At 72.9% G+C, this 14,749-nt stretch carries 10 protein-coding genes; 7 read left to right on the top strand and 3 right to left on the bottom strand.

Annotated features, from left to right (window positions below; genetic code table 11):
• Positions 1-58 precede the first annotated feature (58 nt).
• Positions 59-1,411: an SWIM zinc finger family protein gene (locus J2X68_RS10990; RefSeq protein WP_310432269.1), complete on the top strand. Its 1,353-nt coding sequence runs from the start codon at positions 59-61 to the stop codon at positions 1,409-1,411.
• Between the two features lie 127 nt (positions 1,412-1,538).
• Positions 1,539-3,149, top strand: a complete 1,611-nt coding sequence (locus J2X68_RS10985) for a DUF5691 domain-containing protein (RefSeq protein ID WP_310432268.1) — start codon at positions 1,539-1,541, stop codon at positions 3,147-3,149.
• A gap of 189 nt (positions 3,150-3,338) precedes the next feature.
• Here J2X68_RS10985 and J2X68_RS10980 read toward each other — a convergent pair whose 3' ends face one another.
• The gene (locus J2X68_RS10980) at positions 3,339-3,755 is read right to left on the bottom strand and encodes a cobalamin B12-binding domain-containing protein (RefSeq protein WP_020132112.1); all 417 of its coding nucleotides are present in this window, start codon (positions 3,753-3,755) and stop codon (positions 3,339-3,341) included.
• Between the two features lie 501 nt (positions 3,756-4,256).
• Between J2X68_RS10980 and J2X68_RS10975 the strand changes: the two genes are divergently transcribed.
• A complete protein-coding gene (locus tag J2X68_RS10975; RefSeq protein ID WP_310432267.1) occupies positions 4,257-5,258 on the top strand; it encodes an alpha/beta fold hydrolase in 1,002 nt (333 codons plus the stop codon).
• A gap of 473 nt (positions 5,259-5,731) precedes the next feature.
• Positions 5,732-7,258 carry a M23 family metallopeptidase gene (locus J2X68_RS10970; RefSeq protein WP_310432266.1) on the top strand — a complete coding sequence of 509 codons (1,527 nt, stop codon included), beginning with the start codon at positions 5,732-5,734 and terminating at the stop codon, positions 7,256-7,258.
• 117 nt (positions 7,259-7,375) lie between these two features.
• Here J2X68_RS10970 and pcrA read toward each other — a convergent pair whose 3' ends face one another.
• Positions 7,376-9,874, bottom strand: a complete 2,499-nt coding sequence (pcrA, locus tag J2X68_RS10965; RefSeq protein ID WP_310432265.1) for a DNA helicase PcrA — start codon at positions 9,872-9,874, stop codon at positions 7,376-7,378.
• Between the two features lie 458 nt (positions 9,875-10,332).
• On the opposite strand from pcrA, the gene J2X68_RS10960 reads away from it, so the two are divergent.
• The gene (locus J2X68_RS10960; RefSeq protein WP_310432264.1) at positions 10,333-11,490 is read left to right on the top strand and encodes an NlpC/P60 family protein; all 1,158 of its coding nucleotides are present in this window, start codon (positions 10,333-10,335) and stop codon (positions 11,488-11,490) included.
• A 304-nt stretch (positions 11,491-11,794) separates the two neighbouring features.
• Complete coding sequence (locus tag J2X68_RS10955; protein ID WP_310432263.1) at positions 11,795-12,802, top strand: tellurite resistance/C4-dicarboxylate transporter family protein; 1,008 nt, start codon at positions 11,795-11,797, stop codon at positions 12,800-12,802.
• On the opposite strand, the gene J2X68_RS10950 is transcribed toward J2X68_RS10955, so the two are convergent.
• Positions 12,780-13,136 (bottom strand): hypothetical protein, encoded by a 357-nt coding sequence (locus J2X68_RS10950; RefSeq protein WP_310432262.1) that lies wholly within the window; start codon positions 13,134-13,136, stop codon positions 12,780-12,782. The two genes, J2X68_RS10955 and J2X68_RS10950, sit on opposite strands and share 23 nt — an antisense overlap.
• Positions 13,137-13,596: 460 nt before the next feature.
• Between J2X68_RS10950 and J2X68_RS10945 the strand changes: the two genes are divergently transcribed.
• Positions 13,597-14,682 (top strand): NlpC/P60 family protein, encoded by a 1,086-nt coding sequence (locus J2X68_RS10945; RefSeq protein WP_310432261.1) that lies wholly within the window; start codon positions 13,597-13,599, stop codon positions 14,680-14,682.
• Positions 14,683-14,749 lie beyond the last annotated feature (67 nt).

The raw sequence follows: 14,749 nt of genomic DNA, 5'->3' as shown, positions 1-14,749 counted from the left end.
AACGCTCGGCGGGCGCTCGCCGGACCGATTGTCAGTGGGAGGATCTACCTTCGATGGCATGACTCAGCAGGGGGTGCGCTGGACGGCGGACCAGGTGCTGGCACTGGCGCCTGACTCCACGTCACGCAAAGCGGGAAGCAAACTCGGCTCGGCCGATCCGTGGTCGGGCACGGGCAGTTCGCGGGAGGGGGCGGTGTGGGGCGTGTGCGAGGGCAGCGGCGGCACTCCGTACCGGACGGCCGTGGACACGGCGGGCGGGACCGGTCCGGCGTACAGGTGCAGCTGTCCGAGCCGTAAGTTCCCGTGCAAGCACGCGCTCGGGCTGCTGCTGCTCTGGTCCGGCGGCGAGGGGGCGGCACCGGCGGGGCGGGCGCCGGACTGGGTCGAGCAGTGGATCGCGGGGCGCCGGCGTACGCAGGCGGAAGGGGAGGCCGGCGCCACGGCTCCCGGGTCCGGCCCGGTCGATCCGGAGGCGGCGCGCCGCCGGGCCGAGCGGCGCGCCGAGCGGATCACCGCGGGGGCGACGGAACTGGAGGAGCGGCTCGCCGATCTCCTGCGTTCGGGCCTGGCCACGGCCGAGCAGTCGGGGTACGCGCTGTGGGAGGAGACGGCGGCCCGCATGGTCGACGCCCAGGCGCCCGGACTGGCTTCCCGGGTAAGGGAGTTGGGTGCGCTGCCGGGATCCGGGCCGGACTGGCCGGTGCGGTTGCTGGAGGAGTGCGCGCTGCTCCACCTCCTCGACCAGGGGTGGCTGCACCGCGAGCGGCTGCCGGAGGCCCTGGCGGCGGCGGTCCGCGCCCGCGTGGGTCTGCCGACCTCCCCGACGGGCCCGCCGGTCCGCGATCACTGGCTGGTCCTCTCCCAGCACGACACGCAGGACCCGAGACTGACGACCCGACGCATCTGGCTGTACGGCACCGCGTCCGGCCGCACGGCGCTGCTCCTCTCCTACGGCGCCGCGGGCCGCGCGCCGGAGCTCACCCTGCCCGTCGGCCTCGCCCTGGACGCCGAACTGTCGGCGCACCCGGGCGCGGGGCGGCAACGGGTCTCCCTCGGCGAGCAGTTCGCCCCGCCCGTCCTCAACAGGGCCCGTCCTCCGGGCATGACGACGACCGAGGCGACGGCCCGCTACGGCGAGACCCTGCGCCAGGACCCGTGGCAGGACTCCGTGCCGGTGACGCTGGACGACGTCGTACCGACACCGGACGGCGAGGCCTGGCAACTCGCGGACGCCGAGGGCGACACGGCGCTACCGCTCACCCCCGCGGCGGCGTCCCGCCCCGGCCTGTGGCGCCTGGTCGCCCTGTCGGGCGGCGCCCCCGTCAAGGTATTCGGCGAGTGCGGTCACCGTGGCTTCACCCCGCTGACGGCCTGGCCCAGCGGCCCGGGAGAGGCGGTCCGCCTGTGCTGAACGGACCTCCGCGACGGAGCCAGCCCGCACCGGACACCAGGCTCCAGACACCAGGGACCAGACACCAGACACCAGACATCGGCATCACCCATCGGCCACCGTCACGACGGCCGCGGAAGGGAGTCTCATGAACGCCGGCCCGCCCCACGCCCCGCCGGCCGTCTGGGAGGACCTGGTCACCGCCGCCCTGCTCGGCACGGATCGCCGTACACCCCCGGGCGCGGCCCCCGGCCGGGCGGCTCCGGCCGCGCTGCTCGACGCCGCCGCCGCGGAGACCGTACGCCGACGGGCCGGCCTGCGTCCGGGCCGGGCGGCCCCCCGGCCGACGCCCGCCGCCGAGGACCCCCGCCCGGCCCTGCCCGCCGCGGCGGCCCGCCGGCTCGCCTTCCTGCTGGCCGACCGCCCCGGCACGGGCGCGGGCGGCCGCAGGGGCACCGCACCGGATCTCATGGAACTGCTGCCGCAGTGGCTGACGGCGGTGAACGCCCGAGGGTTCGCCGCGCCCGCCGAGTCCCTCCCCGCCCTGCTCGACGCGGCACGCGGACGGACGGACCTGCGTCCGGCGGCGCTGGAGTTCGCCGGGCCACGCGCCCTGTGGCTGGCCCGGCTGAACCCGGACTGGCGGTTCGCCCTGCGCGCGTCACCGGGCGGCGGCGCCTCGCTGCCGGGCCCCGCCGAGACCGAGCGCACCGAGACCCTCTGGCGGGAGGGTCTCTTCGCCGAGCGGGTCGCCCTGCTGGCGTCGATCCGCTCCCGCGACCCCGACGCGGCCCGTGAACTGCTGGCCGCTTCCTGGTCGACGGAGCGCGCCGAGGACCGGCTGATGTTCCTGGACTCGCTGCGCACCGGGCTCGGCCCACGGGACGAGCCCTTCCTGGAGCAGGCTCTGACGGACCGGAGCCGCAACGTGCGGGCCACCGCGGCGGAGCTGCTCTCGGCGCTGCCGGGTTCGGCGCTCGCCGCGCGGATGGCGGTCCGGGCCGGCGCGTGCGTCGCCGTCGACCACACCCTCGACACGCCGACGCTCCTCGTGGAGGCCCCGCACGAGTGCGACGCGGCCATGGAACGCGACGGTGTGTCGGCGAAGGCGCCGCCCGGCCGGGGTGAGCGGTCCTGGTGGTTCGGCCAGCTCGTGGAGGCGGCCCCGCTCGCCACCTGGCCCGCGCGCCTGGGCGGTCGCGCGCCGGAGCAGATCGTGGCGTTGCCGGTGGCCGACGACTGGCTGGGCGAGTTGCACGCGGCGTGGTGCCGGGCCGCCGTCCGGCAGCGCGACGCGGACTGGTCGCGGGCGCTGCTCGGGGCGCCGTCGGCACCCGGCGCGGGCGGGCCGGGTGCGGTCTCCCTCGCCGAGCGGGCCAAACTGCTGGGCGCGCTTCCGGCGGCCGAACGCGCCGAGTGGGTCGCCGGTTTCATCGCCGCGCACGGCCTCTCGGAGGCCTTCCAGCTCCTCGGCGTGTGCCCCGTGCCGTGGGCCACACCGCTCGGCCGCTCCGTCGTCGACGCGCTCAACATCGCACGGGACGCGGGCAGTTACCCCTGGAGCTTCAGTGGCGTCATGGGCCTGGCCGAGCGCTGTCTCGACCCCGCGGAGGCGACCCGCCTCGACGCCCTCCTGGCCGTGCCGGACGAACCGGAGGACGCCTCACCGGGCGCCGGCGGCTACTGGGCGGAGGCATTCCAACGACTGGGCAGAACGCTGCGGCTGCGCGCGGTGATGGCCGCGGAACTGGAGCCGTGAAGACGGCTCCGGGAGCCCGCACACCGCACCACCCGGCGGGCCCGGCTCCTCGGCGACGCCGGTCTGCGCGACCCGGCCCGCCCGCCCTGGGAGGACGAGGCCCGGTCAGGGCCGCAGCGGCCGTTCTCGGGCGGCGGCCCCAGGAGCGGCCCCCGGTCCCACCGCACGGCCGGCCGCATAACGACCCGCTCAGGCGCCGGCGGGCTGCCGCACGTTCGCCCGCACCCAGTCGACGATCGAAGCGGTGGTCGCACCCGGCGTGAAGATCTCGGCGACGCCCTTCTCCTTCAGCGGCGCGATGTCCGCCTCCGGGATGATGCCCCCGCCGAACACCAGGATGTCCGCCGCGTCCCGCTCCTTCAGCAGCTCGATCACCGCGGCGAAGAGCGTGTTGTGGGCCCCGGACAGGATGGACAGGCCGATCGCGTCGGCGTCCTCCTGGATCGCGGTGCCGACGATCTGCTCGGGCGTCTGGTGGAGCCCGGTGTAGATGACCTCCATACCGGCGTCGCGCAGCGCCCGCGCGATCACCTTGGCCCCGCGATCGTGGCCGTCGAGCCCCGGCTTGGCCACCACCACGCGGATCGGACCGGCTGCCACACCCATCACTGCCTCCATGAAGCGACTACGTCCATCCTCAACGGCACGGACACCCCGTGCCAGACCGCCCGGGGAAGTGAACGAACGTTATCGCCAGCATCCCGCAACCGGCAGTTTCACGGTGGGGACCGAGGGGGAAATCACACGAAGGGACACTTTCACCGCGCACCGATCCCCCGCGCCACGGGGGAACAGGCGCACCGGGAGCCGCACAGAGGTCGCCCTACCGTCAGGCCACCGGCCGCTGGCGTGGCGGTACGGCGCATCGGAAGGCACGATGGGCACGTAGGACAGGCAAGGCACGACAGCGGGGAGCCTCGTCGCCAGACCGGCAGGGTTCCTTGCACGTCAGCGGTGCAACGGGTGTCACACAAGCCGTACACACCCCGCCCACCAGGCCCTGCCCGCCCCACTCCCTGCCGTGCCCGATCGACCTCCTCCACCGCGACTTCCACGAGGGCACACGGGGGACAGAGAAGTCCTCAGCGTGCCGACAGGAGGTCGGCCATGAAGGTCACCCGGGCATTCCAGCCCCTTCTTCCGCTGTGCCAGCGTCTGCTGCCGGACATGCGGACCCTTCCGGGCATCCTGAATCTCTCGATCCTGCCGAACCTCCCAGGACTCCCCGGCCTCCCAGGACTCCCCGGCCTGCCGAGCAGGCTGGCCGGTTTCTCCCTGGCGCTTCTGAAGGCGACCGCCCTGGATCTCGCGATCCTCGCGGGTCACCTGCTCCTCTACCCCTCCGGCATCGCCCAGGAGCGCCGCGTCACGCCTCGGCCCGCGCTGCCCAGCGCCTCCGGCGTCGCGGACCCGGCACCGCTGCCGACCAAGGCTCCGCTCCCGGTCGTCCTGCTGCACGGGTTCATCGACAACCGTTCCGTGTTCGTCCTGCTGCGCCGCAGCCTCGCCCAGCACGGCAGGCACCGGGTGGAGTCGCTCAACTACTCCCCCCTGACCTGCGACATCCGGACGGCCGCCGAACTGCTCGGCCGGCACATAGAGGAGATCTGCGAGCGCACCGGCAGCGCGCAGGTGGACGTGGTCGGACACAGCCTGGGCGGCCTCATCGCCCGCTACTACGTGCAGCGGCTGGGCGGTGACGGCCGGGTCAGGACCCTGGTCACGCTGGGCACCCCGCACTCCGGCACCCGGGTGGCGCCGCTGGCGAACGCCCACCCGATCGTGCGCCAGATGCGCCCCGGCTCCGAGCTGATCGAGGAACTGTCCCGACCCGCGCCCGGCTGCCGTACGCAGTTCGTCAGCTTCTGGAGCGACCTCGACCACCTCATGGACCCGCTGGAGAGCGCCTGCGTCGAGCATCCCGACCTGCTGGTGCAGAACGTCCGGGTGACCGGGATCGGCCACCTCGCCCTGCCCGTCCACCCGGCGGTCGCCACCGGCATACGGCAGGCCCTCGACACGGCACCCGCAGGAGCGGCCGCGGGCGCCCGTACCGGCGTCCTCGGCACCCGCGCCGACGCGCAGACCGACGGCCTCACGGTGGCCTGACCACACCCCCGCCCTTCCCCTCACCACGGCCCGACTACCGCGCGGCCGCCGCCACACCGCCGCGTATGCCGCCGTCCGACCCACTGCCCCACCGCCGCCCGACCGCCGCTCGTCCGCCGCCTGACGTCGTCCGGCCGTCGCCTGGTGTCGTCCTTCCAGGGGCCTGACCACCGCCTGGCCGCTGTCCGACCACCGCCCGACCTCTGTCCGATCGGCGCTGGACCTCTGTCCGATCGGCGCTGGACCGCCGTCCGATCGGCGCTGGACCGCCGTCCGATCGGCGTCCCGCAGCCGTCCGATATCGAACGCCATTCGAACGTAGGGCCAAACCCACGCCCGTCGTCCCCCGAAACACGGCCGAATGCCCCTTTCCCGCAGGGCCGAAACCTGCGGAAGATTGTCGTGCCCGCATACCGCCGGGTACAGTCGCCGCACTGCTCTGGCAGCCCCTGTTGTCGGCGAAAGAGAAGTTGGTGAACGACCGTCACCCGTCGGGGATCATGACCACCCCGACCCCGGCTTCCGACGCCGCTTCGGCGCACTACGCGTCGTACGGCACCCAGGAAGCCGAGTACGACGGCTTCGCCACGTACCACGGCTACGAGACCGGCGCCTTCGACGCCGGAGCGCACGCCACCGGCCACTTCACGCCGGCCGACCCGCTCTTCGGTGAGTTCCCGGGCGACGGCACGACCTCCGCCACCGGCACGTTCGACACCACCCAATGGGGCACCGGCGGCCACCAGGTCCCGGACACGGGCAGTCACCAGATCCTGCATCACGACGGGTACGCGGCCCAGCATCACGCCGCCTACGACACGGGCGCCTACGACGCCAGCGCCTGGTCCCCGGATCACCACCAGCAACTGAACGCCGTCCCGCAACAGGGAACGGCACCCGATGCCAGCGGCCAGTGGGACGCGAGCGCCTGGCTCCAGCCCGACCAGTCCGTGACCCCCGCGGACCGGACCCAGCAATGGGAATGGGGCACGCAGGCCTTCGACACCGGCGCCTACGACGCCACGCAGTGGAACTCCGACGGCGGCGAAGGCGACCGGCAGGCCTCGGACGAGCACGAGCAGCAGGCCGAGGTCCCGTTCGACCAGCAGGCCACGGCCACCTTCGAACAGGTCGGGCTCGACGAACACGCCTCGGCCGGGGGCGAGTTGCCCGACAGCTCCCCGCTGCCCCTCCTCGACGACCAGGAGGAGACCGCCCCGGCCCCCGTGCCGGGCGGGCGGGCGGCCGCCCGCAACGCGAACCGTTCCCGGCGCCGGATGCCCGCGAAGCGCTCCGCGCTGCTGACCGTGGCCGTGCCCTCGGCCTGTGTGATGGGGGTCGCCGGGATCGCCGCGGCCTCGGTCGGCACGCTGACCGGCGGCGACGACAAGGACACCACGGCCTCCGCCTCGGACGCGCAGCCGGTGAAACCGGTCGCCGCCAACAACAAGCTGGACGCCCAGCTCGAGACCCTCAGCGCCGGAGCCGACGACTTCGCCGACCGGGCCAGCCGGACGCAGGAACGTATCGACCTCAAGACGCAGCAGGAAGCCGAGAAGAAGAAGGCGGCGGCCGAGGCGGCCCGCAAGGAGCGGCTCCGCCCCAAGTACGCCCTCCCGGTCGCGCAGCACGGCCTCAGCGCCTACTTCGGCCAGGCCGGCATCAACTGGATGTCCCAGCACACCGGCATCGACTTCCCCGTCTCCTACGGCACGACCGTGATGGCGGCGACCGACGGCACCGTACGGACGCAGTGGAACAGCGCCTACGGCAACATGATGATCGTGACGTCGAAGGACGGCACGGAGACCTGGTACTGCCACCTCTCCAGCTACCGCGTCTCCTCCGGCACGACGGTCAAGGCCGGCGACGCGATCGCGTACTCCGGCAACTCCGGCAACTCCACCGGCCCGCACCTGCACTTCGAGGTCCGGCCCGCGGGAGGCTCCGCGATCGACCCGCTGCCGTGGCTGCGCAGCCACGGACTCAACCCGACGTAGGCGCCCGCCCGTGCCCCGGCCGGGGTACGACCACGACCGCCCCCGTGCGCGCCGAGCCCCCGCCCTCGAAGCGGGGGCTCACTCATGCGCGTGCCGTCACCGGACCCGGCCCCGCCGCTACAGCTTCTCCACCGGCGCGTAGCGCAGCAGCAGGCGCTTCGGCTTGATGTCGCCGAAGTCGACCGTCGCCTCCGCGTTCGCGCCCGTGCCCTTCACGCCGACGACCGTGCCGAGGCCGAACTGGTCGTGGGTGACACGGTCGCCGACGGCCAGCGTGACCACCGGCTTGTCGGCGGAACGGCGGGTGGCGAAGCCGGACGCGCCCGCGGCCGAGGACCGCGAACGGGACGAGGACAGCGAGGCCGCCACGCCGGAAACGGGCCCGGAGGACACGGTCGCGGTCGCCCCCGTCCGCTTCCAGTCCACGTGGGTCGGCGGGATCTCCTCCAGGAACCGGGAGGGCGGGTTGTAGGACGGCTGGCCCCAGGCGCTGCGCAGCGCGGACCGCGTGAGGTAGAGCCGCTCCCGCGCGCGCGTGATCCCGACGTACGCCAGGCGGCGCTCCTCCTCGAGCTCCTTGGTCTGGCCGAGCGCGCGCATGTGCGGGAAGACGCCGTCCTCCATGCCGGTGAGGAAGACGACCGGGAACTCGAGGCCCTTGGCGGTGTGCAGGGTCATCAGGGTGATGACGCCCGAGCCGTCCTCCTCCTCGTCGGGGATCTGGTCGGAGTCGGCGACCAGGGCGACCCGCTCGAGGAACTCGGAGAGCCCGACCGGCGCCGTGTCCTCGCCCTCCGCGGCGGCGGCCTCCTGCTCGAACTCCAGGGCGACGGCGGCGAGTTCCTGGAGGTTCTCGATCCGCGTCTCGTCCTGCGGGTCGGTGGAGGCCTGCAACTCGGCGAGGTAGCCGGTGCGTTCGAGCACCGCCTCCAGGACCGTCGCCGGGCCGGCGCCCGACTCGACGATCGTACGGAGCTCCTCCATCAGCGCGTTGAACCGCTTCACGGCGTTCGTCGAGCGCGAGGCCATGCCGTACGCCTCGTCGACGCGCTTCAGGGCCTGCGGGAAGCTGATCTTCTCCCGCTGGGAGAGGGCGTCGATCATCGCCTCGGCGCGGTCGCCGATGCCCCGCTTCGGCACGTTGAGGATCCGGCGCAGCGGCACCGAGTCCTCCGGGTTGGCCAGCACACGCAGGTAGGCCAGGACGTCCCGGACCTCCTTGCGCTCGTAGAAGCGGACCCCGCCGACGACCTTGTAGGGCAGGCCGACGCGGATGAAGATCTCCTCGAAGACACGGGACTGGGCGTTGGTGCGGTAGAAGACGGCGACATCGCCCGCCTTCGCGTCGCCCGCGTCCGTGAGCCGGTCTATCTCGTCGGCGACGAACTGCGCCTCGTCGTGCTCGGTGTCGGCCACGTAGCCGGTGATGCGCGCGCCCGCGCCCGCGTTGGTCCACAGGTTCTTGGGGCGCCGGGACTCGTTGCGCTCGATGACGGCGTTGGCGGCGGACAGGATCGTCTGCGTGGAGCGGTAGTTCTGCTCGAGCAGGATCGTCGTCGCGTCCGGGTAGTCCTCCTCGAACTGGAGGATGTTGCGGATCGTCGCGCCGCGGAAGGCGTAGATCGACTGGTCGGCGTCACCGACGACGCAGAGCTCGGCCGGCGGCACGTCGTACTCGCCCGGGGGTACGTCGACGGGGTGCTCGGAGGTGCCGACCAGCTCGCGCACGAGGGCGTACTGGGCGTGGTTGGTGTCCTGGTACTCGTCGACCAGGACGTGCCGGAACCGGCGGCGGTAGTGCTCGGCGACGTCCGGGAAGGCGCGCAGCAGATTGACCGTCGTCATGATCAGGTCGTCGAAGTCGAGGGCGTTGGCCTCGCGCAGCCGGGACTGGTACATGGCGTACGCCTGGGCGAGGGTCTTCTCGAACCCGTCGGCGGCCTGGGCGGCGAAGTCCTCCTCGTCGATCAGCTCGTTCTTCAGGTTGCTGATCTTGGCGCTGAAGGACTTGGGCGGGTAGCGCTTGGGGTCGAGGTCCAGGTCGCGGCAGACCAGGGCCATCAGGCGCTTGGAGTCGGCGGCGTCGTAGATCGAGAACGACGACGTGAAGCCGAGCCGCTTGCTCTCGCGGCGCAGGATGCGCACGCACGAGCTGTGGAACGTCATCACCCACATCGCGTGCGCGCGCGGGCCGACGAGCGCTTCGACGCGCTCCTTCATCTCGCCCGCGGCCTTGTTGGTGAAGGTGATCGCGAGGATCTGCCCCGGGTGCACGTGCCGCTCGGCGAGGAGGTGGGCGATGCGGTGGGTGAGCACGCGCGTCTTGCCGGAGCCGGCACCGGCCACGATGAGCAGCGGGGAGCCGGCGTGGGTGGCGGCCGCCCGCTGGTTGTCGTTCAGCCCCTCCAGGAGCGCGGCCGCGTCCAGAACGGGGCGCGGGGCGCCGTCGCGGTAGTGGGTGTCCCGGTCCGGGGGCACGTCGAACTTCCCGCCGAACAGATCGTCCGGAACCGACTCCGGTCCGTGATCGTCCTCGGGCGGTGGCGGGGGTTCCTCCTCGTGGGCGCGGGGGCCCTGGAGGTTCGCCAGGAAGCTGTCGTCAAAGAGGCTGCTCATCGCTCTCCGAGTCTAGGGGGCGCCACTGACAACCGGCCGCCGTCCCGGGAACATCGCCCGCCCTCACCCTCCGGGACACCCTCGTCACGATCCGCGAGCCGCGCGGCCCCGCCGCGCACCCTCGCCCGAAGGTCACGAAAATGTATCGGGCATATCGCCCATCAACCTTCACACGGACCACACGAGTTGGCTACCGTGCCGACAGGCCGTACGACCCCCACCGGCGAACCCCGCCGGACCGCACGGCCTCCGCCGAGTCCGACGCGTCCGCTCACGCCGACGGAACCGGGGACCCACCGAGACTTCGGGGTGAATCGGCCCGACGCCCCTCCCGGGCGCGGGCCGTAGGGCAACCCTTCCGACCCTCACCTGCCCGAACCCTCCCCAGCGCCTGACCGGCCTGGCAGGGACCCCCACCGCTGACCCGGTAGGCGGAGCACTGGAAGGAGTCGCCTCCCTTGGCGTCGCAGCACCGCAAGCCGCGCTCCGCGGGCACGCGCGTGGCGGGCATACGCACCCCCGCTCTGGCCACCGCCGCCCTCACGTCCGTGGCCCTGCTCTCCCAGACGGCGAACGCCGCTCCGTCGGACGACGGCAAGCCGAGCCTGGAGGAGGTCGAGAAGAAGGTCGACGACCTCTACCGCCAGGCGGAGTCGGCGACCGAGAAGTACAACGCCGCCAAGGAGAAGACGACCAAGCAGCGCAAACGCGCCGACGGCCTCGTCGACGACGTCGCCCGTCGCACCCAGAAGCTGAACGAGGCGCGCGAGGAGCTGGGTTCCTACGCCGCGGCCCAGTACCGCACCGGCGCCTCCGCGCCCGACACGGCGGCCTTCCTGCTGGCGGACACCCCGCAGGACTACTTCGACCAGAACCATCTGATGAGCCGGCTGACCGACCGCCAGAAGGGCGCGGTCGACGACTACGTCACCGAGCAGTCCGCGACGATGAAGCAGCGCCGGGAGGCCACCGAGAGCCTCGCGACGCTCACCGACTCGCAGAACGACCTGAAGGCCGCCAAGGCCGCGGTCCAGAAGAAGCTCGGTGACGCGCGGGAGCTGCTGTCCAAGCTGACCTCCCAGGAGAAGGCACGCCTCGCGGCGATCGAGAAGCAGCGGCAGGAGAAGGCGGCGCGCGAGGCGGCGGAACTCGCCCGGCAGCAGGCGGCGGAGCAGGCCGCGGCCCGGCAGGAGAGCGACGGCGCGTCCTCGGACACGGGGTCGTCCTCGACCGCCCCCGCCGTGGACCCCTCGTACGCCACGAAGGCCGAGAAGGCGCTCGCCTTCGCCCGCGCGCAGATCGGCAAGCCGTACGTCTGGGGTGCCACGGGCCCGGACTCGTACGACTGCTCGGGCCTCACCCAGGCCGTCTGGAAGGCCGCCGGCGTCACCCTCCCGCGCACCACCTACGACCAGGTCGACGCGGGCACCACCGTCTCCCTCGCCGACGCCCGGCCCGGCGACCTGATCTTCTTCTACGACGACGTCAGCCACGTCGGCGTCTACATCGGCAACGGCATGATGATCCACGCCCCGAAACCGGGCGCGTACGTCCGCGAGGAGTCCGTCTTCTACGACGGCGAGTCGGGCATCCACAGCGTGGTACGCCCCGCCTGAGGACGTAGGACGCGCAAGACGCAGCGGGCACGCGCGCGTGGGACATGCGGGGCACGCGCGCGTGGGACGCAGGGGGGTACGCGCGGGCATGCGGGCACGTACGCGCGCGACGCGGGAGACACGCGCGCGTGGGGCTTCGTTCGCGCGCGACGTGATCCCTCGCACACCTGAACCCCGCACCCGCACCCGCACCCCGAGCAACCTCGCCCCCGGGCACACCCCGGCCCTGCACCCGCGCGTATTTCTGCGCTCCCGCGCGCGTGCCCCGCTTCCGCGGCGCACCGGGCTCCTTAGCATCGGCCGCATGTCAGGCTCCCCCGCCCTCCCGTCGCCGGCCCCCTCCCCCGGCTCCGCGCTGCGCGTCTGGTGGGCGCGGCGGCCACCGGCGGCGGGAGCCGCGGTCATGGCGACCGGCATCCTGTCGACCGGACTGCACCTGACGGGGTACGACGTCCTGTCGCGCGTCACGCTGGTGCTGGCGGGCATCGCGTGGGTGGCGCTGGCGGCGGACTTCGTCGTTCGGCTGGTGCGCACCCGCGAGCGGTGGCTGACGGAGGCGGGCACGCCCGGCTCGCTGACCGCGGTGGCGGCGACGACCGTGCTCGGCACGCGTGTCTCCGTGCTCGGCCGGCTCACCCTAGCCGAGGCGCTGCTGGCCCTGGCGGCGGCGCTGTGGCCCGTGCTGTTCGTGACCGTCGTACGGCAGTGGAGGCGCGGCATGCCAGGGGTGGTGTTCCTGTGCTGTGTGGCCACCGAGGGACTCGCCGTACAGGGGGCGGTCGTCGCCGAGGCGGAGACGGCGGCCTGGCTCGCGCACACCGCGCTCGTGCTGTTCTGGCTCGGCCTCGTGCTCTACGTCGTCGCCCTCGCCCTCTTCGATCTGCGTCAGGTGGCCGAGGGCGCCGGGGACCAGTGGGTGGCGGGCGGCGCGCTCGCCATCTCGGCGCTGGCGGGAGCAGGGCTCCTCGCGGCCGACGACGGCGGCATGTACCTGTGGAACGCCGACGACACCGGCGTCCTGCGCACGGTGACGGTGGCCCTGCTGGTGCTCTCCCTGGCCTGGTACGCCGTCCTGCTCGTCGCCGAGGTGCGGTGGCCGCGGCCGCGCTACGACATGTGCCGCTGGGCGACCGTGTTCCCGATGGGGATGACGGCGGCGGCGACCCTGTCCGTCGCCGCCGCTGTCGACGTGCCGTCGCTGGAGCGACCCGGCGAGGTGCTGCTGTGGGTCGCGGTGGCGGCCTGGCTGGCCGTCGCCGCGGCGGCCCTGGCCACGGCCCGCGTGTCCCTCAGGTCCAGAGCACCGCGATGAAGATGTTCGCCGCGGTCAGCAGCCCGACCAGCGCGAACAGGGGTTTCTTCACCTCTGTTTCGTCCCGCTTCACGAAGACGAGGGCGAGGATCACGATCAGCAGAGCCAGCTTCACACCGATCTTGGCATTGTCGACGTCCTGGTCGTCCGCCCGGTTGAGGCCGACCAGGATCACACCGGTGACCAGCATGGCCACCGCGCCGCGGAGCATCAAAGGGGTGAAGCGGGCGGTGCCCTGGCCGCCCAAGGCCTTCAACTGCGTGAGGTAGCCGCCCAGGAGCGAGGCGATGCCGATGATGTGCAGGCCGACGAAAAGATGAATGAGTAAGTTCATGAGGCCGGATGCTATTCCGCCGCGGAGGTGTCCCGACAGCAGCTCTCCGCCATGTCTTGAGTCCGCATATATGCGCCCCATAGCATCTGGCCCCTTTCGCGTGTCTCGAAAGAGCCGTTTCGGTCAACGCGCCGCTCGAACCCGACGGCCCGGGTCCGTTCAGTCGGGCATTTGTGATCATGCCGCGGTCCACTGGTGTCACTTCCGCACTTCGCGTTACCGGACCGTCACAGGCGGGCCTAGCGTCCTCCCCCAGGTGACCGGCTCCCCACCGCCGCCCGGGCCAGGGGCGGCAGTCGGCCACCACCGCCGAGAAGGTCCGGCGGCGTCCCGCTCCCCCTGTGCGGGCCGTCGCCGGACACGTCAGCCGCCCTCCGGGGCCGTCCGTCCGCTCCCGCGACGGCTCTCCGGTGGCTGTGCGAACGGATGAGGCGGACGTACGAAAGGACGTGCAGTCCCAGTGGCAGCGCACCGCAAGCCCCGACAGCGCTCGCTCGGCGGCCAGACGGCCCGCACGGCGTTCACCCTCGCTCTCGCGGGCGCCGCGACGGCGACGGCCTTCGACGGGACCGGGCAGGCCGAGCCGAACCTGACCCCGGTCCAGGTCAAGGCGAAGGTGGCGAAGCTCTACCAGGAGGCGGAAGAGGCCACCGAGAAGTACAACGGCGCCCGGGAGAAGGCGACGGCGGCCGAGCAGCGGCTGGAGAGCCTGCAGGACGAGGCGGCGCGCAAGGAGGAGAAGCTCAACACGGCGCGGGAGGCGCTGGGTTCGATGGCCGCGGCCCAGTACCGCAGCACCGGGCTGGACCCGGCCGTGCAACTGGCGCTCTCCGACGACCCCGACCGGTACCTCGACGGCGCCGCCTTCGCCGAACGGGCCGGCGACCGCCAGTCGGCCGCCGTCACCCAGGTACGCAGGCAGCTGCGGGAGATCGAGCAGCTGCGCGGCGCCGCGCGCGTCGAACTGACCTCGCTCAGGACGCGCCAGGCCGAGCTGCGGACCCACAAGAAGACGATCACCGGCAAACTCGACGCGGCGCGCCGCCTGCTGAACCGGCTCACGGAGGCGGACCGGTCCCGGATCGGCGAGGCGACGAGCGGCGGCACGGCGAGCGGCCGCGCCTCACGCTCCTCGGCGGACGGACGTGACGGTCTCCAGGCCCCCGGTGCCGCCACCGCCACCGTCGAGGCCCCCAACTCCCGTGCGGCGGAAGCCGTTTCCTACGCGTACTCCAAGCTCGGCAGCCCCTATGTGTGGGGTGCCACCGGGCCGAACGCCTTCGACTGCTCGGGCCTCGTCCTCGCCTCGTACCGCTCCGCCGGCGTCTCGCTGCCGCGCACCACCTACGCCCAGATCGGCGCCGGACAGCGCGTCTCGCGCTCCGAACTCCTCCCGGGCGACCTGGTGTTCTTCTACTCCGGGATCACCCATGTCGGCCTCTACATCGGCGACGGCCGGATGATCCACGCACCGAACCCGTCGGCGCCGGTGCGGGTGGCGCCGATCGACGAGATGCCCTTCGCGGGCGCGACCCGGGTGGTGTGAGGCCGGGCCCGTGCGCAACCGCAGGGTGCGAATCCGCAGGGTGCGAGTCCGCCGCGTGCATCCCGCC

This window comes from Streptomyces sp. 3330 (assembly GCF_031456635.1).
GTDB lineage: Bacteria > Actinomycetota > Actinomycetes > Streptomycetales > Streptomycetaceae > Streptomyces.
This window is presented reverse-complemented; position numbering and strand designations above follow the sequence as displayed.